Genomic DNA, 21,212 nt, shown 5'->3' with positions numbered 1-21,212 from the left:
AAGCCGAGTTAATTCTAAATTCAATATCTACATCAAACTATTACATTGAATCAGCATAAATACGGTTAATCAATCTTTTTTTAAGTATTATTTTTTACTCATAACGAAGAACGAGTATGGTTACGCCACTTTGAAGGAGGCTTAGCCTTTATCTCGTTCAATTTTCCAAGCTTACGGATATTTCCTATAGAACCAGGAATAAATCAAATTAGTTTCTGATTGGCAAGGTTCTAGTCATTAGCACTCTCTACTCAAGCATTCCCACTAAAAAGTTTTACGTGGGGACAGTTCGCCTGCACCTTTCTCAGTATTCATTCTTCCTGGGGTTAGCTATGAAATCTCTTCAAATCAATGCAACGAATGCTGGCGATTCACTGAACTCTCCTAAGTATTCTAATCAAACGCTTGTTGTGATTGACGAGAGAGTACACAATTATCAGGAGCTTCAAGCAGGAATTATCCCAGGATTTCAAAGCGTTATTCTAGACTCAAGCAAAGATGGGATCGAACAGATTACACAAGTACTATCTAGGCATCCCGCTTTTACTAACATTCATATTATTTCTCATGGATCTCCAGGATGCCTGTATTTAGGAAATGGACAGGTTGACTTTACTACATTAAAACACTATCAAAAAGCCATTCAGGCTTGGTTTACTTCTTCTACAAATTCAACCCTTTTTATCTATGGATGCAATGTTGCTGCGGGTGATGCCGGAGAAGAATTTATTAACATTTTACATCAGATTACAGGTGTTAAAATTATTGCTTCCAATTCCCCTACTGGATGCGCGTCACTTGGCGGAAATTGGAATTTTGAAGTTTGTGTAGGGGCAAATGAGCATGACATCCAACTGGCTTTTCAGCCAGCAACTCTTCAGAATTATGAAGCAACCTTAGAAGTCAATGACGCTTTTGCCAATGCGATCGCGCTCACTGGTGTATCTGGTACTGCGCTAGGCAGTAACTTTACAGCAACCGGAGAAAACGGAGAGCCAATACAAAGTGGCAGAATTAACTCGGTCTGGTGGGCTTGGACAGCTCCTAGTGATGGGTTGCTAAAGATTGACACGAGCGATAGTAACTTCTACACCTGCCTCTCACTCTTTACGGGAAGTAGCCTTAATGATTTGACTGTCCTCATTCAGGACGATTACTACGACAGCATTGAGTATCAGGTTCAATCTGGAACCACCTATTACATTGCGGTCGATGGATATGGTAGTCAGCGAGGCAACATTAAGCTGGATTATCGGCTCTATACACCCTCCAGCAATGACAACTGGGTCAATGCGGCTGAAATAACGGGGACATCCGGGACAGTTACTGGTAGCAATGTTGCAGCAACCGGAGAAACGGGGGAGCCTGGACAAAGCGGAGAAATCAACTCGGTTTGGTGGAGTTGGACCGCGCCCAGCAATGGATTGTTGGTAATGGATGCGAACGATAGTAATTTCGACGCTTTTCTTTCGCTATTTACTGGGAGTAGCGTTGATGACCTGGTACTGGAACAGTATGGCACCAACGGCTTCATTAAATATCAGGTGCAAGCTGGAACCACCTATCACATTGCAGTTGACGGCGACGACTATGGCTATAACAACAAACAAGGCGATATTACGCTGAAATACCAGTTGTACACCCCGCCCAGCAATGATAACTGGAATAATGCAACGGCACTTACAGGAACATCGGGAACAGTCATAGGCAACAATTTTGCGGCAACCGGAGAAGCGGGGGAGCCTGGACAAAGTGGTCTGACCAATTCAGTTTGGTGGGCTTGGACTGCCTCTAGTGATGGAACTTTGAGCATCGATACGAGTGGCAGCGATTTTGACACGTTCCTCTCGCTGTTCACGGGCAGTAGCATTAATAACCTGTCTGTACTCACTCAGGATTATTCCCTTCGTGGACAAATCAATTACCAAGTACAAGCAGGGACAACTTACTATATTGCCGTCGATGGTTATCGCAGTTGGTATGGATATGGCAATGACCTCGGTAATATTACGCTGAATTACCAGCTCTACACGCCACCGAGCAATGACAACTGGAGCAATGCGATCGTGCTGGATGGCACTTCTGGCACAGCCACTGGAAGCAATTTAGGGGCAACCGGAGAAGCGGGGGAGCCGTGGCAAAGCGGGGAGACGAACTCGGTTTGGTGGACTTGGACAGCACCGAGTAATGGGTTACTGGAACTTGACACTGATGGCAGTGACTTCTATACATCCCTTTCACTGTTCACTGGAAATAGCGTTGATGACTTGACGATGATTGAACAAGACATCAACAGCGGATATAGCTCTCAGGGACGCATTAAGCATCAGGTACAAGCCGGAACGACCTATTACATTTCCGTTGATGGTTACGGCAATGATATGGGGAGCCTCACATTGAGCTATCAGTTTGGCGTTTCGCCCAGCAATGACAACTGGAGCAACGCGATCGCACTGACCGGCACATCGGGCACAGGCACGGGAACCAACTTTGCAGCCACCGGGGAAACTGAAGAACCTTGGCAAAGCGGGGAGACGAACTCGGTTTGGTGGGCTTGGACAGCACCGAGTGATGGGTTACTAGAACTTGACACTGATGGCAGTGACTTTAACACCTTTCTTTCACTGTTCACCGGTGAACGCCTCAGTGATCTGATCACGCTAAAGCAAAGCGATGATAGTGGGGAAACCGTACAAAGTTCTCTTCAGTACCGGGTTCAAGCGGGAAACACCTACTACATTGCAGTGGATAGCTCTGGCTATGACGATGATACGGGCAACATCACACTGAATTATCAGTTCACTCAGTTGAATACGCCGCCCAATGATAACTGGAGTAATGCGACGACACTGACTGGACCGTTTGGCACGGTTTCAGGCAATAACATTAATGCGTCTGAGGAGATTGGAGAGCCTTGGCTCTGGCGCAATGGGGAAACGAACTCTGTTTGGTGGGCTTGGACAGCGCCTACTGATGCAACGTTGATTCTCGACACGAACGGCAGTGACTTTAGCACATTCCTTTCACTGTTCACAGGTAATCACCTGAATGAGTTGACAGTGCTTGCCCAGGACGATTACGACGGAGGAACCATCGAGTATCAGGTGCAAGCAGGAACAACTTACTATATTGCTGTTGATGGCTATGGGGATTGGACAGGAAATATCCAACTGAATTACCAATTAGACATTCCACCTAGCAATGACAATTGGAGTAACGCGATCGCACTGACTGGTACATCAGGTACGGTCATAGGCAGCAATTTTTCAGCCACCGGAGAAGCTGGAGAACCTGAGCAAAGCGGAGTAACAAACTCGACTTGGTGGACGTGGACTGCTCTAAGTAGTGGAATATTGAGCCTTGACGCTAACGATAGAAATTTTAACCCTTTTCTTTCAGTTTTTACCGGAACGAGCTTGAGTGACTTGATGGTGCTTCCTCAAGATAGTGTTTTCCAGGAAGGGATTACGTACCAAGTGCAAGCGGGAACAACCTACTTCATTGCCATTGATGGATATGAAGATACAAAGGGTATCACAACGTTAGATTATCAGTTTTACACAGCACCTAGCAATGATAGTTGGAGCAATGCAACGGTGCTGACAGCTACAACAGGCACAGTTTTCAGCACTAACATCTATGCAACTGGAGAAGTCGGAGAACCTGAGCAAAGCGGTAAACCTAACTCGCTCTGGTGGGCTTGGACGGCTCCGAGTGATGGAACACTGAGTCTCGACACAGGCGGCAGTAACTTTAATACCTTTCTCTCGCTTTTTACAGGTAGTAACCTTACAAATTTAACCCTGATTCGGCAGGATAATGGCAGCCTTGAGTGGTCACAGAGTTATCTTCAGTACCAGGTGAGGGCTGGACAAACTTACTATATTGCAGTTGACGGCAATAGTAGCGATAAAGGAGATGTTCAATTAAACTACATCTTCACATCAAAAAACACGGCTCAAACTAAAGGGGATTTTACAGGTGACGGGAAGGCAGACATTCTCTGGCAAGACGTAAAGAACGGGCAACTTTATCTATTTGAGATGAACGGGACTTCTGTTGCCCAAAATATAGCAATTCCCAAAAGCTCTAATTTTAGGGCGATTAGTGCGAGTGATTTTACGGGAGACGGAAAAAACGATATCTTGATGCGTAATCAAGCTACGAATGCACTCCATTTACTTCAGATAAATGAGGCATTTGTTTCCAGAAGTATTTCAGTCAACATCGATCCTAATCTCAAGTTCATTTTAAGTGCTGATTTTTCCGGAGATAACGTTTCGGATATTCTCCAATACAACCCAGAAACAGGGGACTATCAAGTCTTTGAGATGAATGGCAACATCGTTGCTAATAATGTCATCCTATCAAAGCTTGAAGCAAACTGGGAGGTTATCGGGGCAACCGATTTTGATGGTGATGGAAAAGCAGATTTGCTATGGGAAGATTCAGCAACAGGTAATGTTCGGTTGACTGAGTTTACTGGTAACACGCTTGTCAGAGATACAATCTTTGCCAAACCCGGCTCTAACTGGAGAGTTGTCGCAGCAACTGATTTTACTGGTGATGGCAAGGCAGATCTGCTATGGCGCAACTTTGTTACGGGCGATAACCATCTAGCGGACGTAAGCGATGCCAATGATATCAAAACGATAACACTACCAAATGTAGGTAAAAATTGGGAACTTGCATTGGCGGCTGATTTTACAGGCGACAAGAAAGCAGACATTTTATGGCGTGACCCAATTAAGGGCAGTAATCGATTATTTGATATCGGCGACATCAATGCAATTAAGGATGTTACCTTAGCTGATACTACAACGTCTTCTAGTATTGTTCATATAGAAACAGGACTTACTCAATATTCTCCACAGCAAGGAGAAGGAATTGAGAGAATCTTCACGGTTATGGGAGGCGACACAAACGTTCTGCCGTCAGGAATTTCTCCAGGAACGGGAGACGACCGTCGTCAGATTCAGTTTAAGTTGATTGGAGACGGTGGTATAAACAAAACTTCGCTGCTTTACAATTGGCAGCAAAGGCAAACTTGGATTGTTCTTCACGGCTGGAATGGAAATGTTGAAAACACTATCAAAACAGCAGAATTAATTGCAGCTTCTAATCCCAAAGATATTGTTTTAGTTCTAGATTGGACACAAGCTTCAGGTGGAGTAGCGGGTATTAGCAGAGGAAAAGTAGATGATTACAATCCTTCTTCACCCTATGCTGGAGCTGCAAATTTTATCGCTGCCAGTTGGATTAGTGCAGTAGCACGTGGAGCCGCAGGAATGCTTAGGCAATGGGGGATCGAAGATGCAGAAGCTAGTGCAAGCCTAAACATTGTTGGACATAGTCTTGGTGTTTTCCTTGGAGCTGAGATTGCTTCTAATTTTGAATATGGTGCAAACACCATGTTCGCTACTGATTCTGCATCTTCAATAAGTGGACGCGGAGCTTATAGTGATGGGTATGATGTTGATTTTTCAACGCCTGGTCAAAATAGCCCTAAAGCTCCTGACTCCTTGTTCAATCTTGCCAGATTTTTTGCTGGAAGCACTAGTATTGCTGGAGATCAAGAAGCTGCAAACGTGATGGACGAATCATATTTACTTGTTTTTCAAGATTTAGTCAACGTTCAAGCTCCCTTTGATGAACATGCAAACACTCGTCTTTTCCTTGAAAACTTTCTTGATCCCAACGGACCTCGTCTAGCTCGAAACCCAAAACTGTTTACGCTTCAAGATCAGAACACTCACCCTGGATTTCGTCCTGATGCTTTTAGAGGTAAATTTGAGGGAATTTTTGCAGTCAATCGCTCATTAATTAATCTTCCTCAGCAGAGATTATCTCCTGATTTTTTTGTTGCCAAATTACCGCTATCTGGTGCTGGAGAGGATGACAATATTATCTATGGCACAAATAGGGATAACCTCATCCAAGATGGAATTCTTAATGGATACATACTCGACGGAGATTACCTCTATTCGAGTGGAGGCAATGACACCTTTTATGGCGGAGAAGGAAACGATCAAATTTTTGGAGGGGTTAATAGTAAGAATGTGATTTACGGGGATGAGGGCAATGACGTTCTGATAGGTCAAAATAGAGAGGATTTATTAATTGGAGTTAATCCGAACAATGGGCGAGCAGGAAGTAAGGAAATTGATTCTCTGCTTGGTGGACTGGGACATGACACTTTTGTTCTTGGCGACAAGGATAAACCCTATTACATTGGGTTAGAGGATGGAGATTTAGACTATGCAGTAATCAACGATTTCGATCCGGCACTAGGAGATGTTATTCAACTTCATGGAATGGAGGGAGATTACGAACTAGATGACGTGCCTTCGGACATTTTAGACCGAGATGGCTCTCCTCTGAATATTTCAGGAAAAGCTATTTACCGAATCAATCAGTCCGTTGATGTCTATTTCTTGTTCGACACATCAGGCTCTTTTCAGGAAGATGACTTGCCAACTATTCGCTCATCCCAGGCTATGACCGAGGCATTCAATTCGCTAAGGAATACTTACCCTGGCATCCGGTTCGGTCTTGGACGATTTGGAGGGGCAGCGGATACTCCTTATTCGGGCATTCTACCTTTTAGTCAAGATACCGAAGCAATTGAGAACGCATTAACCTACTTGCCCGATGCCGATGATAAGTCACAACTTCAGAGCCTTCAACACATTGCCAAAAATGCAGCAACTATCGGATTTAGAGGCAATTCTCAACGTATTGCAGTTGTATTGACAGATGAAGATTTTGGAATACCTGGTCACGGGATGGGATTGCAGAGAAATAATGGCGATGCTCTAATTGACCCAGGAGAAGATTACCCGACGATTGAACAAACTAGAACTGCTTTGCTTGAAGGGGGTATTATTCCAATCTTTGCAGTAACGGGTGGAGTTCAATTTCTTTATCAAACTGTTGTAGATCAGCTTGGATTTGGCTCAGTTGTACAATTGACCAGTAACAGCTCTAATTTAGCTGATGCAATTCAAACGGAAATCAGTCGTCTAGTAACAACCCGTGATCTTATTGGCATTATTAATCAACCAATAGTTACACCAGTTGATTTCTCTACAGGATTTACCTTTGTCTAAGGATGATCGTGAAAAATAATAAAGGAAGGAACATTAGGAAAAACGAAGGCTTCTGATAGTTGTGAGCAGAACTGGAATTCAGATAACAGTCTGAAGCATCACCCCTTCCTGGTTCATTGAGTAAGGAAGGGATGATGCTTATCGTGCTTATTATCTAGGTATAGCAGATTGTTTTTGATTACTATGTTAGAACTGCATATGCTGTGGAGTTATCTACACTGTTCCTGCTTCTACTTACGGATCGATGTGTATAGAGCTAACCCTTCTACACCTCCCCAAATTGCACCGATAATTGGACCTACAAAAAAAGCGACTAACGCTATAGCGGCGTTCAAGCCTGGTCCTTCTTCTGCTAAGAAGAATAACGGAAAAGTTGTTCTTATTATCATGACTACGGCTCCTGCAATCGCAAACGAGACAATGTAACCAATGTATGAGCCGAAGAATACGCCTAAAAGAACAAGACTGCTCGCCTTAAACGACCGCTTAATAATTCCTGCAACAATTCCTGCAATTAAGCTACTCACAATAACAGGTTTGCTATAAGTATTTATGAAGTTTTGTATGGAGATTGCGAAAGAAGTTGAAAAGCCTTTTGGCGGATTAGAGGGATTAGTTAAAATCAGAAAAATGAGACTAACTGCAAAAAGCCCTACAGCCAATCTAAATCTCCATGATCCAAAGTATCTAGACATTGCTTTTTACGTATTACAAATAGGTTTCTCAGAGCTACAGATGGGGTTTCAACACTAATTTAGCTCAGGTGCTTAGTTTAGAAGGCTTTTCACATATTACCCGCATTTCAACCGTCAACTCCCATCCTTCAACCGTTATTTATTTGGTCTGATTCAATCGCATTAGCATCAAGGTTACTGATTTCCCTACCTTGCCGCTCTCCGCTAAAGCTAATCACTTGAACAAAGCTATTAGTATTGCCGCCATTACCTTCGGCAGATCATCACTGTCCAAGACAAGGAACACTCGCGCTCTGTTAGAGAAACACCCGTTCATTCCGTCACTCCCCTGGAAGTTGCAAGAACTCGTTCCCTGGCAACAGTGAGGCAAGCAACTAGGGTCACAGATGCACTAAAGAGAAACACAGAGAAACACCAAGTAAGGTTCATCCGTGGCACAATGACTTATGAAAATGTGGATTCTCACAAGTTAGGTCTGACTGGATTGAACGAGGCAATCGTGCCCCTTTAAAGTCCTGACCTATCGAGGTTTAGAACACTTTTTGTACTGCAGCTGACGGTTACGACGCCGCTGCCCCAGCATCCGGCAGCAATGTATTTAGAGCAGCTTAATTTGGGGTCGAGGCGGACGATGCGGCAGTTTTTAGGTGCAATCGCACGTCTCCTGACACAGAATCAGTGCGATGCCTTGACGCTGGATTGGGCAGACCTGCGTTCCCTCCACACCGTAGCAGTGCGCTCCGTACTGGCGGAAATCTACGCACCGGCGACTGCCAGTAGGATGCTCTGTGCGCTGCGACGCATACTGAAGGAAGCACAACGGCTGGGACTGATGAGCGCGGAAGACTATGCCCGGACAACCAATATCAAATTGATTTCTGGCAACTGGCTGCTGCGGGACGGGCTCTAACGGAGAGAGGGGTGAGGGCACTCTGGCAGATTTGTGCGGACGATGCAACTTCAGGGGAAAACGGGATAGTCTTGCGGGTAGGCTTGCGGCGTAGTGAAGTGGTGGGGCTGGACTTGGGGAATGTGAACTTGGCAACGGGAGGCATTCAAGTACGCTCCGGCAAGGGCAGTAAAGATTGCCTCACTTACTTATCCCCCAGCGTGATCCAGCGGGTTAGGGATTGGGTGGAGCTGCACGGGCATTCAACGGGACCGTTGCTTTGCCCCGTGCATCAGGTGAGACACATTTTGCACTGCTGCATGAGTGCTCAGGCGGTGCTGGGCATCTTGCAAAAACGGGCAACGCAGGCAGGCATTGTCGCATTGTCGCCGCATGATTTGCGTTGAACGTTTATCACCGAGTTGCTGGATGCTGGGGTGGATTTGTTTACTGTCCAGCAGCTTGTGGGTCATGCCAGTTCCATGACCACGGCGTGGTACGATCGGCGCGGGGGAGCCGCAAAACAGCGAGCCGTTGCATTGCTCGACAGGCGGTAGAGACGATCGCTGAGTCTGTCCTTGCCCCCCGCAGCTTCTCGCCCTCATGACGCATTGCCAGGAGGTGTTTTGCTACACTTTCCTGACGGTTCCGCCTAGAGACGCGATGTGAGTGGCGGTCGTATGAATGATCCAATCGTTTTTTAGTTTAGCCACTGGTCAGCCCCTTCCCGGCAAGGAAAATTAGCCGCACTGCTTACAGGGGCGATCTGAGTCTCCGACAGGACTGACTAAGCGAAGCAGGCAAATACTCAGTTAAGCATAGCCCTGCTCGCGCAGCCACTTCTGCACATTGACAACCGTTGGACCAACCGCATTGACTGCACGTTGAAGGACAGCTTCTGAAACACCCAACCGCGCTGTCCAATATCCAACTTCATAGCTTTGATGGATGTTGATCTTGGTCGGGTCTTCAGGTCGGCGACGGGTTAAATCGTCAGGCATAGTCTTAAGAACTAATGAACTATAGCAGTATTATCACGAGACTAGAAATGGCCGCCCTCCGTGATTTCCACAGATCTTACTGAAACTACCCGCCATAACAAATAGTCAAATCGCTCGATAGATCGACGCGGAGAAGCGGTAGAACAGCGAGCCGTCGCGTTGCTGGACACGCTGTAGCTTCCATTGCTAGCCTGGCGGAATTTCCGATTTGGAGACATTACACTTGATACGGGAAAAAGGCAATTTTCTATGACGAGGGATCAAATCATTAGCCGCTACCGGCAGCGGATTAACGAGAACAAACTGACAAAATTGAGTGCAGAAGAACAAGCAATTCTCATTCGGGAATTTATCAGCAGTCTGCTTTCTCTGACTTGCCAAGAGGACATCCAGGCTCGATGTCAGGAAGAAATTGCCCTCTTAGAAGAGGGATATGGCAAAGAAACAGTTGCTAAAACGCGGCTCAATCAATATCGTGCTGCAATCGCTAAAGCCGTAGCAGAAAAACGAATACGGCTCACAGAGTCAAATAGTAAGAAGTACACCTACGAGAAGAAAAAGGGTGCGGAAAAAACAGGCGAAATTGGACAAGCACATCACCACTACGCATGGTTCTACATGAGGTATGACAACGAGACCTATCTCAGTTTCAACCAGTAATTTGGGGTAGGATACCCTACCCCAAATTACGATATTCCTATTGAGACTTTTCAACCTCGGTCTGAATCTCGATCAAATCTGTCAGCTTGAGAGAGAAGACAAAGCGCATCCGCCCAGTTCCAGCATTTGCTACAACACCCCACGCAATCCACAGGCTGAGCAGGGTGGGAACTAAGAACAAGCCCCCCGGTAATCTTGAGAAGAGCTTCATGAGGTACGGTTTCTGCATTATAGCAGTGGTGCGATCGCCTTCAGAACCTGAGCGGCGGTGTAGGTAACTCGAATTGTTCATCGATCTTGCCCCGATTGAAATGGACAAGACCTCGCCGCCCAAGAGCGGTTGTCCGTGTCAAGCGATCGGCACAGCGATCTCCGGCAGGGACAATGCACTCCACCTTCGATCGAAAAATGGTATTTTGATATAGGGACCCTTCAAGATATTTGTACTTTTTGGAGTTGACGCAGAGATAAGCGACAGCCTCATTTTTAGTTGCTTTATTTTCGTTCGGTTAATCGGTGTAGGGATGATAATTATCATCCCTACACCGGTCGAAAAAGAGCTTCATGAGGTACGGTTTCTGCATTATAGCAGTGGTGCGATCGCCTTCAGAACCTGAGCGGCGGTGTGGGTAACTCGAATTGTTCATCGATCTTGCCCCGATTGAAATGGGCAAGACCACTGTGCCCAAGAGGGATTGTCCGTGTCAAGTGACCGGCACAGTAATTCCATGCGGAACAATCGCCCCCTAGCGATTAGAGATTGATACAACACTCTGCTTAACAACGCAGTTTTTAGAAGTTGGATAAACAGGACGATCGCCCCACTCAAGTGACTAAATTTAGCCGTTTGAAAATCGCGATCGGCACAGTGTCCAGAGCAAATGTCCTGGTTTCCACCTCAGCCCACCAATTGAGAATTTCCTGCACCGATTCCGGCTCCAGCCAAGCCTCTAGATTTTCCTGATTTACAAAGGGTTCAGCTGTAGGCATCCCCGCTCCTAAGTTTTCCAAACTGTTTTTAAGGGAGGGGGTGACTACCGATTTTGAACCGTAGATTGCATCGAGCCGTGCTGCATAGTCTGCCCTTAACTCCCGCTCCTCCTGCCGCCGCTGCTCTCGCTCCTGGCGTTGTTGAGCGCGATGTTCCAGGACTGCTACCGCAAACTGGAACAATTCAGTATCGAGTTGATAGATCCGAACCTGCTCACCCCGGCTGCCCTCTTTGCGAACTGCCTTGATCTTCAGCCCCACCTGCTCCAGAAGCTGACCGATACACCAGATGGGATCAGCCGTCGGGGGAACCGTCAGCCCCAAGATTGCCTTAACATGCTCAGTGCAGGCAATCTCCGTTTTGCACAAAGCGATCGCATCCTTTGACTAGGCGAGGGATACTCTTCCACAATTAGCCGCTACACAATTACCTGCAAAATTGAAAGAGCCAGAGATACTCTTCCTGGCCCTCTAACTAAGTGGAGCAGAACCATCTGCTACCGCTTAAGGGATTTACAGCAGATTGGTATTACCAGCAAGATGACAAAACCCTGTGCGATCGCCTGCCAGCATCTACAGGTGTCTATTGCCAGTCATCAACCGACATATCATTACTTTCTTGAGTAATCTTATGCCTGATTCAATAGTACATGTGTCTTCAGGTTTTTTCAATTGATTTCTGCACATTTTTCTGAAATTTCTAATTTGCAGAAGCTTTAGTAAAGACTATTTTTGTACATTTTTTAAATGTGTATTTGATAGAAATTCGTTTGATTATTGTGCGCTTTTCAAACACAAGTTTGCCGCTGAATAAGAGCTTTAAACTTGATTTTCAATAGGTTTGTTTGTACTATTATCGTGAGTAGTATATAGATACTATTTTGAGGAACTTTACCTCTGATTATGTGCGATCGCCTGCCAGCCAAGCACATCTCAATCATCGACCGAAGACTATTACTTTACGAGGAAGTAACCTTATGAAATTGTCGTTCCTAATCTCCGAAAAAGCTCTCATCGCTATCGTCTCCGCTATCTTGTCATTCAGTTCGGGTTACGCTCTCGGACAAAATGGGACCAATCAGATTACTCCCAATCTGGTACCTCAAACTAGCGGCACTACTCAGCCAAAGGGGTATCAGTCACCTAATATTCCACGCTAGTTCTAGCTAATGGGAGGGAGGCTAACTTGGCTCAGCTATTTACTTGAAGCAGACTGAGATCTGTAGTGAAAATCAGCCTCTCCTCCTAATTGAAGCTACATTTGATTAATGTACAAAAATCACAGATAGAGTTGTGATGGGAACAGAAAAGAAACGTGGAGGTATTCGGAAAGGAGCAGGTCGCCCACCTAATAGTGGCAAGTATGGCGAACCTACCGACCCAGTTCGACTACCAGCTCGAAGCACGAAATATGTTGAAGAACTGGTGGATGCCATATGGGAGTTTCTGCGGCAGCAGTCAACTCAGGAAGACTTGCTGCCCTTAATCTTTCGTGAATTGAATGACACATTTTCCAAGTTCCTTAATTCGGGGTTTCACTTGGAGGAGGTAACTAAGAACGTTGTTGAGGACAAACCTTCAGAGGAAAGCCCTAACTCCAGGGTTGTTCTTTTTCCTCTCATACAACCAGTGGAACGCGAACCTCTCAGTCCCACTCAGACAACTAAGCGATACTCTAGTGTAATAGCCGCGAGCTTTGGAACAACATCTGCATCTGATGCGGATCAAGTTGAGCAGGTCGATCTGCATCAAATGCTTGTCAGTGATCCAAAGACAACATTCATTCTCACAGTTACGGGAGACTCGATGAATAAGGCTGGCATTTTTGACGGGGACTTGCTAGTTGTTCAAAAGCTCATCGATTCATGGGCACAACTCCACAATCAGGACATTATTACCGCTTTTGTCGATGGGTCTGCAACTGTAAAACGGTATGAGAAAGTCCAAGGCAGAACATTTTTGGTGCCTGACTCTGACAACCCGGAACATCAAGCCCTTGAAATTAAAGAAGAAATGGACGTTGAGATTTTTGGAATCGTAATGTATTGCATTCATCCCACACATAAGAAAAACACTTACAGGCGTTACTCAAATCGACAAAAGTAGAAGTACGGGGAGCAAAACTACAAAAGCCCCTGAATTGAGATCAGCTGGCAACAGGTGCCAGCCCAAATCGCGATAATAGGGTCACTACTGCTCATGCATAGATCGAATGTGTGATGCAAAACGCCGTAAACTTCTCGGCATCGAATCTGAAACCGAACTCCTGCTCAAGCAGATCGAGCATATCCCACAAGCCTGGTCGATTACCTGCACAATTGGGATTGACAAACAGTTGACCCTCACCCTTTGCCAGGACGAGGCAGAAATTCTGCAAGCACAATTCCTTTAAGCCACAGGGCAACCTGCAACCATCCTCAAGCGCATTGAGAAGCAAGGCTTACTCGTCACTGCCCACCCAATTCGACTAGAGCAGTTGGCACTTCTACGTCCTGATAGGGTTCATACCTACCTGAAGGACACGATGCGAGCGGGTGCATTACGTCGATTCCAGCGCATTTTGGCGATCGCTCCGTATGGTGACGCGACTGCGTTAGAGAACTTATTAGAGCTGTGGCGTGAAGCCCAGGCAAGCTGATAGTGCGAGGGGCGACATCCCTTAGCAGCCCAGCAGGGCGATCGCCTCAAGCTGAAACGCTAGAGGAACAAGTAGCCATCCGGTGAGTGCCACAACATCGTAGACAGACGGTGGTAAAGGTCTGGAATTTGCCTTTGAATCGCATTCAGTACAACTCTCTTAAGACCCTCGCCCCAGTCCTGCCAAAGGCTCTGTACTGCTTGAACTCCCAACACTGCCTCGCCTTCGATCGTCACCGCAAACTCAGCCAGTTCCTGCTCGGATAACTCTTCAGCAACAGGTAGAACGACCTCCACAGGAATCTTTGCCATGTCATCCCGTAATCCTGGGGCTGGCACTTCAGGTAGGAGAGGTGGGGCAGCAGCAGGCTGAACTAACGTTGTATCTTGATCACCTTCCTGGATATTTATAGAAAAAATAGCAGAAGGTGATCGCTCCTCTAGTTCGCCTACAGTAAGTGTTTCAGGCTCCGAAACTGACTCTAAAATGGACTGCCAATCGAGCATCCCAATCTCAGCCAATCGTGCCTCAAATCGACGCTCAACAGCGGCAACAATTGCCTGACGAACCGGACAAGCGAGGCGTTCTGGGTTAAGACGGTAGTAGCGAACCTTCGCTTTGTGGTCGTATCGATCGATCGTCGATAATCCGAGTGCCTGCAAGACCCGCCCTAAAAACTCACAAGGGGTCGATTTGCCCACTTTAAGCTTCATGTCCCGTTGAACTTTGCGCTGCCTGCAGAACGCAAAAAACTTCAATAATTCCGCGTCCTGGTTACACCACTCCCGCTCCAGCCGCAGGAAGGAAAGCAGCCCTGATTCTCTCAGGGTCGAGATTTGCAGCCACCGACTCCGATAGCGAGAGAGATTCATGCGCTTATTATTGTCAGGCGTTTCCGGGTCTGTAAATAATCGCAGTGACTTAAACCAACGCTGCTGCTGCAAGAGCTTCGCCGCTTCCGGGTGAAGCAGGAGCCAGAGCGTTTCTGCCTCACTGATAGCGGCTGGATTCTTAAACTTGAGGCGATGCACCAGCTCGGCATCAAAAATCGGAGCGGTCGGTGCAGGAAGGGAAACGGGATTGGTTGCCTCACTGGGTGCAGGAGCAGCAGTTTCTGTCCTCGTCTGCCCTTCCTCTGTCAGTTGTGGAACAAGTTCGGGTAGCGGTACACCAGGCGGTTCCGATCGGATAGGTAATAGTACCGCAGGGAGCGGTCGGTTAGGATAGGTTGCTTGTTCGATTCCCGGCAGGCGATCGAGCAAGCGTCGCCGCTGGACAGCCGCTTTGTCCTCCAGCGTTGCTGCAAACTGTCGCGCTTTTTGGTTGGCTTCCTCAGTTGTTAGATCGGGGGCGGCAAAAATTTGGTCGGACTTTTGCCGCTTGATCTCCTCCCCCTTGGTTTGATGCCGCGTTTTATCCGCCGCGATCGTGACGACTCCCTCCATTTGATAGCCCGACTCTAGCAAAGCTTCTCTGAGGCAATCACGCAGGTTTGCCCGTTCGTGGTTGTTCAAGGCTGCCAAATACATCTCCTGTGTCAGATGCCCACTCGACGACAGTGCAATGAGCTGCTGTGCGAACTGCTGAATTCGGGCTGCTGAGTCGAGTTCATGCAGCGAGGCATGAGCGCAGTCCTGCACATACTCCAGCACCTCCTGCAACAGATCTTCAGGGACGGTGGCTTTAGACACGGAATCACTGCCCAGTCCCCGCAGCGCACAATAAAGATGAATGGTTGCCTCCGGGTCACGCACCCGCGCCAACATCTGAAGCTGGGCATTGGTGCTGACCACACCCAGGAAGAGCGCATAGATGTCGCTAAACCAGCCTTGAATATCAATGTTGAGTCCAGCTTCTGCGGAGGGGCTATAAATCAGCGCATCGATCTTCTCCTGCACTAAAAATCGGGCGGGATTGGCAAGAAACCGCTGCACGGCTGGCAATCGAACAGTGGTAGAGTCCACGCGCAGCACATTCAGTCCTTGCTCGACGAGTTGCTGAGCGATCGTTTCACACTGCTGCTGCGAATCGCTTACAACTGTAAACTGTCCGCTGTGGTTATAGATTGCTTCCAGAATGGGAGAGTGGTCGGCAACCAGCAGCTTGTCTGCTTTCTGAGTGCCCTCCAGGAATTCGATGCGTCCCCGATTGCCCTGATACTGGTTGAGCCAGCGGGTCACGATTTTGTCTGGGGCAGCCCGGTGCAGGTAGTTGACGGTGATATCGGACAGCAGCCCATCGAGGCAGACCACGACCGCCGCACGGCGCAGCATCTCAAAAAACAGATCCTTGATGCGCTCGCGCTGAAAGGAAACGGCAGTGTCCGCCTGTAAGAGCTGACGCACCACGCTCTCGACTTCATCGAGGATCACAATCCGCCCATCGAAGTCCTCTGGCGCGAAATAGAGGAGGCTATCAATGCAGCAGGCGATTTTCGAGTGGGGGTCGCGCAAAATTAGTTTGCCATTGGGATCGTCTTTGAGGTCGGATTGCAAGTGATACCAATTGATGCCCCGTTCTTTCAGGCGATCGTCTTCGCAGAACTGTAATAAGAGCGAGTTGCGGTAGCCGATCGAAAGAAAGCCGCAATCCGCATACCCGGCAATCAGGGTTTCGATCAGCCAGTGCGTTTTGCCAGTCCCCAGACCCGATCGCACAAACATCATTTCTCTCAACTGGGGCAGGGGAGCGGCAAAATATCGTTGGTTGAGAGTACAGTCAGCGGTAAAGAAACGGCACTGCCGCCAGCTTTGCCAGCCTTTGCTGTTCTGCTGTGCCTCAATCTGCCAGAACTCCTGGGGGGTTAACCAGCGAATTAAACGGTGTTCGCCCGGAAGCAGTTCATCGATATCGGTGTGCTGCTTGCTGGTCTGTCGCCACCAGCCAAACTGGACACGATAGCCCCACTCTTCTAGCAGGTTGACCACCTGTCGCCAGCGGTGCATCACAGCCCGGTTGAGAATATCTCCGGCATCCGGAAATAAATGAATCGGCTGATGGGGATCAGCGGATTGAGCGAGAATCTCGCGCAGCGTTTCGGGGCTAGAAGTCCATTGTCCCCCGGCTGCTCCAATCGTCAGGAAGCCCAATCGCAGTGCGACCCAGTTAGGCTTTGCGCCTGTGCCCTCCGCCAGGGCAATTCCGACCGGTTCGCCAGGGGGACGACAGACCGCCAGGGGTAATTCACCCAGCTTCACTTGTAGCACTTGTCCCCGATCGTCTGAGGAGAGCCAGCGATAGCGGTTTTTGTCGTCTACCCCCAACTGGCGCAATCGCACTTGGAGCGCGACAATCAAGCCATTATGGTTGCGGATTGGGCAAACATAACCTGCACCGCCCATCAGAATGCTGCGTCCGTCCCTGCCAATCCCTGGCAGTAGGGTTGGATACTGCTGTTGTAGACGCTGGTAGCGATCAATAGACTTGAAGCCGCAAAGGTCAATTTCAGTCTGAGTAAAGCCCCGCCGAACGAGATCCGCGCGATCCTCCGGGTGCAGGGTCAGTTCTGTCAGCAGTTGCCGATACAGTCGATCCCGTTCGACGGCAGCGATCGATCGGGCAGCTCTGGCTTGAGCTTCTAATGCGGCTACCTGTCTGCGGGCTTCGGCTCTGGCTTTCCATTCTCGGCGTTGCTCCTCGGTCCATTCCTGGGTATCGTCGAGCTTGAAGGTTGCCCAGCCTTTGCCTCGGTTGTCGCGCTTGATGCACTTGTAGCCGTTCTCAATCTGACCCTTCCGGGCATCGGCAAAGGTCATGCACAGATGGATATTACCTTCTCTCGGACGGCGACACTTGCCCGACTCGTCGCCGCAGACCTCACACGCGCCTTTTTTACGGGTGGTGGGGATAAATTTACTCATGGATCACCCCCTGCCGATTCGAGCGGGTGATCCAGTTCAGGTTTGTCACCCAGCCGGATGAGCCACAGGTTCGCGCTGGGTTGGAGCAGAGCGAGGCATCGTTGCCGGGAATTGAAATCGCCCAGCCACAGATTCGACACCGCTCCCACGGAGCACTCTGATTGGGGGATAGGGTGGTTGGTGTTGGTCCTAAGTAGGGTTTCCCTTCTGACTCAACTCTGATGATAAGCTGGGATGATGCAATCCGCTTCTGTACAAGCTTTGATTGCCTCTTGGGATTAGATACAGATATAGATGGAAGATCTGCGAATATAGACGCAGAATCCCCAAAAAAAGACATTTGGGACACTTCGATTCCTCTTGTGGTGAGTAGAGGAAATCGGATTGCCAACCGCTGGAAACCTTAACCAGCACTGTGTACACAGTGAACTGCCAAAGTTCTAATCCACTTGCCCGGAGAAGGATAAGCCTATATCAGGCTACCCATACCGATCAGATTGAGTTAGGATGGCAGTAATAGTATGTTGCTGGTATAGGCGGTGTGGTTGGCACGCCTATTCCTCGGTAAATAATAGCCAAAGCCTCAGTTGTCTTGATTCCCGGACATTGAGGTTTTCGGCGTTTTAGGCTTGTTACTCTGGGTCAACCAGCCCTGGATAAATCCTTCTAGTTGATGCTCCTCCAATACAAAAATGCTTGACTTCCGCTCAATCAGCAGCACTCGCTGATCACCGACTTGAGTGTAGAGATGATCACCGTGCGTACCGATTTTCGTATCTCCTGTGAGGCACAGCACCTTAACGAGCGGACGATTGCGGTCGTTTCGGGACGTGCCAAACAGCTCTGATTGATTCATCCTGAGCCAGTAGCCCTGGATGCTCAATCGCTCAATGTGGTCTGGTGTCCAGGTTTTCATTCCAGTTCCGCGCCGAAACTGAAAGCATTCCTTTCCCTCGTTGTAAAAAATAGTTGCCTTCCCCTGGCTACGCAGGGCGATCGCAAAAACTGCTTTTTTGGGGGGATTTGGAAACTTGACCAACATATCCAAACTGCCATGATCCGGCACTGGCAATTCTGTAAAAATCTCAACTCCCTGCTCTGCGAATGCCTTATCCAAGGCTTTTGTGTGTTTCAGGACGCTGATGACTTTTTGCGCTCGCTTCAAGACAAATCGAGTGCCAATTGTCCCTGCTGCATAAGCGGCAAATTTCGTGAATAGCTCAGGCACAAACAAGCTTGCGCCCAGTGCTCCAGTCGTAACCGTGTATGCAGTCACCAGGAAACGATTTTCCTCCTCAAGTCGCTCAATTTCGTCTCGGTTACTATGCTTTTTGCTCTCCCCTGTCTTATCTAAAGTGGCAGGAGAGGCAGTCTGCTCTGGCAGTGCCTCAGCTACAGCTTCAGGAGTGTGTGGGAATGCAGAATTCACAGTAAACGCTAGAACAGTTTAGTGGTGTACGTTTCAGGCTTGAAGCGATCGTAGCGTCTTTTTTCCTAAATCTGGCAAATGATCACCAAATTTAGCGGTGGATAGAGTTATCCCTTTTGTAGATCGTCCCGGAGATCCAAAGCTTGCAGTGCCGCCATTGTGGTCATGCGATCGCTCCCTAACTGAACAACTGCCGCACTGAAACTGACACATCCTGGAAAGACAGAGGATTGATACTGCCCGATGTGATGGTCTGTTCAGATTGGTAGCCCGTCTCTGAAGGCGATCGAAATACAATTAGCTCTTTCGACTTCAAATTAATGACCCAGTATTCCCGGATGCCTGCTACTGCATAAGTTTGGGTCTTGACCTCCAAATCTTTTCTCAAGCTCGAATCGGAATATTCAATCAGCCAGAAGATATCTTCTGGATACGGATGATGCGCGTGATAAATGCTGTTGGGCAGTCTCACAATTGCGATATCCGGTTCCGGTTCCGAATCGGTTGGCGGTAGGGTAATGGGTTTCGCCTCTCGAATTTTTGCCCTGTTTGAGAGCAGCGATCGCAAGTAGTCAGCCGCATCGCTGCTGAAGCTGGCATGAGGAATGCCTTCTGGGGACATTTCGACAATTTCTCCGTTCAATAGCTCGACGTGGCGATCGTCAAGGATACCCGCGTCAATCATGCGGTGGTAGTCCTCAATCGTCCATTTCGCTGTCGAGACCGATGCTTGTGTCATGGCGATCGCCCTCCTATACCCCCACGGGTTTGGCTATGTCTTGCCTTCCTATCTCCATTGCCTGAGTGATGCGACGATCATCAGTGGCACGCATGGCTTTACCTCCACCTGTAATTTAACTGAGATCGACTAGATAGGGGCATAAAGCCCCTTTTCTATGAATTAGCCGCTATCTATGCGTTTCCAAGTTCAGTTCCCAGTGTGGTGAGAACGACATCGCGCACATGGTCGGCCGCGGCTCGGCAAGATTCCGCCAGGATTGTGTCTGTTTGAGGAGTCAGCTTCGGGGCACTGACTAAATAGCCCAGGCACTTAATGTAGTTGTCTTGCAGATTCAACACTGACAACCGTTTGATTGTGCCTGAATCACCTTCATGAAATGCCTTGAGAGCTTCTTTTTGGGGCTCAGTCTGCGGTTCGCCTAAAGCCTTAAGGACGGCACTGACCGCATTTTTAACGTAAGCGGCTGTAATTTCGTATTTCGTAGGGGTTGCAACCATCGGTTTATCTCCTAAAGGAATCTACAGTTTTGGTCACGCTCTATTTGCGGTCTATAGCTGGTTTCCCATGAATCTTGTAGATGCTTTACTAGCATCCGACTAACGATCTGCACAAAGCTCGAATCATGGACAATCTGAGCTACGCGCAGCAGCACGTAATTATAGGCAGACAGCCCGATCGTGTTGTATTTCCGCCGCAGATCCTCATCAGTAGGTAGCGGAGGAATTGTGTCAATCGGCGATTGTCCAAAGACTGGGCGACCACTGACATAAGGCAGAAGCTGGGGTTCCTTATCGTCTCGTAGCGTCCTGAAATATTCGGCTTCAGTCATTCCCCTTGCTTCGGCATCAGCTATTCCGGCTTTGGCATAAAACTGTGACTCCTTTAAGTCGCGGGCAAAAAAGCCGTGCAACATCTGTTTCACAATCTCGCTCTTGTTCCAGCCTAGTTCCGTACAGGCAAGCTCAATCTTGTCCCAGGTGTCCTGAGTGCAAAGCAAATAATTTACCCGTACCTGCCGAATCATAAAGGGTTGAACTATGTAGACCAGTTTCATAGTCGCATAACACCGCATCCTGAGAGCTATTGTTAGTCAATCTTCAACTTGACTAAGAATCATTTTGACATACATTAGAATTTTTATGCTACATTAAGGTGGACAAGCAGAAAAATTGCGGAACCGCTGGGAAACAAGTCTGGTA

Annotated in this window: 19 protein-coding genes; 8 read left to right on the top strand and 11 right to left on the bottom strand. The window is 48.0% G+C overall.

Annotated elements, in window-relative coordinates:
* Positions 1 to 332: 332 nt before the first annotated feature.
* Positions 333 to 7,109, top strand: a complete 6,777-nt coding sequence (locus tag NDI45_RS20730) for a DUF4347 domain-containing protein (RefSeq protein WP_348248548.1) — start codon at positions 333 to 335, stop codon at positions 7,107 to 7,109.
* Between the two features lie 230 nt (positions 7,110 to 7,339).
* Here NDI45_RS20730 and NDI45_RS20725 read toward each other — a convergent pair whose 3' ends face one another.
* Positions 7,340 to 7,804 (bottom strand): hypothetical protein, encoded by a 465-nt coding sequence (locus NDI45_RS20725; protein ID WP_348248547.1) that lies wholly within the window; start codon positions 7,802 to 7,804, stop codon positions 7,340 to 7,342.
* Between the two features lie 631 nt (positions 7,805 to 8,435).
* On the opposite strand from NDI45_RS20725, the gene NDI45_RS20720 reads away from it, so the two are divergent.
* Both NDI45_RS20720 and NDI45_RS20715 read left to right on the top strand, forming a co-directional pair.
* The gene (locus tag NDI45_RS20720; protein ID WP_348248546.1) at positions 8,436 to 8,714 is read left to right on the top strand and encodes a hypothetical protein; all 279 of its coding nucleotides are present in this window, start codon (positions 8,436 to 8,438) and stop codon (positions 8,712 to 8,714) included.
* 11 nt (positions 8,715 to 8,725) lie between these two features.
* On the top strand, positions 8,726 to 9,100 hold the full coding sequence (locus NDI45_RS20715) for a tyrosine-type recombinase/integrase (protein WP_348248545.1): 375 nt from the start codon (positions 8,726 to 8,728) through the stop codon (positions 9,098 to 9,100).
* A gap of 40 nt (positions 9,101 to 9,140) precedes the next feature.
* Here NDI45_RS20715 and NDI45_RS20710 read toward each other — a convergent pair whose 3' ends face one another.
* Positions 9,141 to 9,386, bottom strand: coding sequence for a hypothetical protein (locus NDI45_RS20710; RefSeq protein ID WP_348248544.1), 246 nt, complete (start codon positions 9,384 to 9,386; stop codon positions 9,141 to 9,143).
* A gap of 119 nt (positions 9,387 to 9,505) precedes the next feature.
* A complete protein-coding gene (locus NDI45_RS20705) occupies positions 9,506 to 9,694 on the bottom strand; it encodes a DUF3606 domain-containing protein (protein WP_348248543.1) in 189 nt (62 codons plus the stop codon).
* A 249-nt stretch (positions 9,695 to 9,943) separates the two neighbouring features.
* Between NDI45_RS20705 and NDI45_RS20700 the strand changes: the two genes are divergently transcribed.
* On the top strand, positions 9,944 to 10,354 hold the full coding sequence (locus tag NDI45_RS20700; protein ID WP_348248542.1) for a protelomerase family protein: 411 nt from the start codon (positions 9,944 to 9,946) through the stop codon (positions 10,352 to 10,354).
* 37 nt (positions 10,355 to 10,391) lie between these two features.
* Here the strand turns inward: NDI45_RS20700 and NDI45_RS20695 are convergent, their stop codons facing one another.
* Positions 10,392 to 10,646, bottom strand: coding sequence for a hypothetical protein (locus tag NDI45_RS20695; protein ID WP_348248541.1), 255 nt, complete (start codon positions 10,644 to 10,646; stop codon positions 10,392 to 10,394).
* Between the two features lie 533 nt (positions 10,647 to 11,179).
* On the bottom strand, positions 11,180 to 11,713 hold the full coding sequence (locus NDI45_RS20690) for a hypothetical protein (protein ID WP_348248540.1): 534 nt from the start codon (positions 11,711 to 11,713) through the stop codon (positions 11,180 to 11,182).
* 927 nt (positions 11,714 to 12,640) lie between these two features.
* Here NDI45_RS20690 and NDI45_RS20685 point away from each other — a divergent pair.
* The 3 genes from NDI45_RS20685 (at position 12,641) to NDI45_RS20675 (ending at position 13,982) form a co-directional block, all read left to right on the top strand.
* Positions 12,641 to 13,450 (top strand): S24 family peptidase, encoded by an 810-nt coding sequence (locus NDI45_RS20685; RefSeq protein WP_348248539.1) that lies wholly within the window; start codon positions 12,641 to 12,643, stop codon positions 13,448 to 13,450.
* A gap of 106 nt (positions 13,451 to 13,556) precedes the next feature.
* Positions 13,557 to 13,736 carry a hypothetical protein gene (locus NDI45_RS20680; protein WP_348248538.1) on the top strand — a complete coding sequence of 60 codons (180 nt, stop codon included), beginning with the start codon at positions 13,557 to 13,559 and terminating at the stop codon, positions 13,734 to 13,736.
* A gap of 84 nt (positions 13,737 to 13,820) precedes the next feature.
* Positions 13,821 to 13,982 (top strand): hypothetical protein, encoded by a 162-nt coding sequence (locus tag NDI45_RS20675; protein ID WP_348248537.1) that lies wholly within the window; start codon positions 13,821 to 13,823, stop codon positions 13,980 to 13,982.
* Between the two features lie 59 nt (positions 13,983 to 14,041).
* Here NDI45_RS20675 and NDI45_RS20670 read toward each other — a convergent pair whose 3' ends face one another.
* From NDI45_RS20670 to NDI45_RS20655, 4 genes are all read right to left on the bottom strand, one after another.
* Positions 14,042 to 17,842 (bottom strand): plasmid replication protein, CyRepA1 family, encoded by a 3,801-nt coding sequence (locus tag NDI45_RS20670; protein WP_348248536.1) that lies wholly within the window; start codon positions 17,840 to 17,842, stop codon positions 14,042 to 14,044.
* Positions 17,839 to 17,991, bottom strand: a complete 153-nt coding sequence (locus NDI45_RS20665; RefSeq protein ID WP_348248535.1) for a hypothetical protein — start codon at positions 17,989 to 17,991, stop codon at positions 17,839 to 17,841. The genes NDI45_RS20670 and NDI45_RS20665 overlap by 4 nt, the downstream gene beginning before the upstream one ends.
* A 434-nt stretch (positions 17,992 to 18,425) precedes the next feature.
* Positions 18,426 to 19,271, bottom strand: a complete 846-nt coding sequence (locus tag NDI45_RS20660) for a hypothetical protein (RefSeq protein WP_348248534.1) — start codon at positions 19,269 to 19,271, stop codon at positions 18,426 to 18,428.
* Positions 19,272 to 19,449: 178 nt separating this feature from the next.
* Positions 19,450 to 20,010 carry a Uma2 family endonuclease gene (locus NDI45_RS20655; RefSeq protein WP_348248533.1) on the bottom strand — a complete coding sequence of 187 codons (561 nt, stop codon included), beginning with the start codon at positions 20,008 to 20,010 and terminating at the stop codon, positions 19,450 to 19,452.
* Here NDI45_RS20655 and NDI45_RS20650 point away from each other — a divergent pair.
* Positions 20,009 to 20,143 carry a hypothetical protein gene (locus tag NDI45_RS20650; RefSeq protein WP_348248532.1) on the top strand — a complete coding sequence of 45 codons (135 nt, stop codon included), beginning with the start codon at positions 20,009 to 20,011 and terminating at the stop codon, positions 20,141 to 20,143. The genes NDI45_RS20655 and NDI45_RS20650 overlap by 2 nt on opposite strands.
* A gap of 40 nt (positions 20,144 to 20,183) precedes the next feature.
* On the opposite strand, the gene NDI45_RS20645 is transcribed toward NDI45_RS20650, so the two are convergent.
* Both NDI45_RS20645 and NDI45_RS20640 read right to left on the bottom strand, forming a co-directional pair.
* Entirely contained in the window at positions 20,184 to 20,510 is a 327-nt protein-coding gene (locus NDI45_RS20645; protein WP_348248531.1) for a hypothetical protein, read from the bottom strand.
* A gap of 11 nt (positions 20,511 to 20,521) precedes the next feature.
* Positions 20,522 to 21,067 carry a hypothetical protein gene (locus tag NDI45_RS20640; protein WP_348248530.1) on the bottom strand — a complete coding sequence of 182 codons (546 nt, stop codon included), beginning with the start codon at positions 21,065 to 21,067 and terminating at the stop codon, positions 20,522 to 20,524.
* Between the last annotated feature and the right edge of the window lie 145 nt (positions 21,068 to 21,212).

The organism is Leptolyngbya sp. GB1-A1 (genome assembly GCF_039962475.1).
GTDB lineage: Bacteria > Cyanobacteriota > Cyanobacteriia > Elainellales > Elainellaceae > Leptolyngbya_A.
Note: the sequence above shows the minus strand (reverse complement) of the source record. Positions and strands in the feature narration are given on the sequence as shown.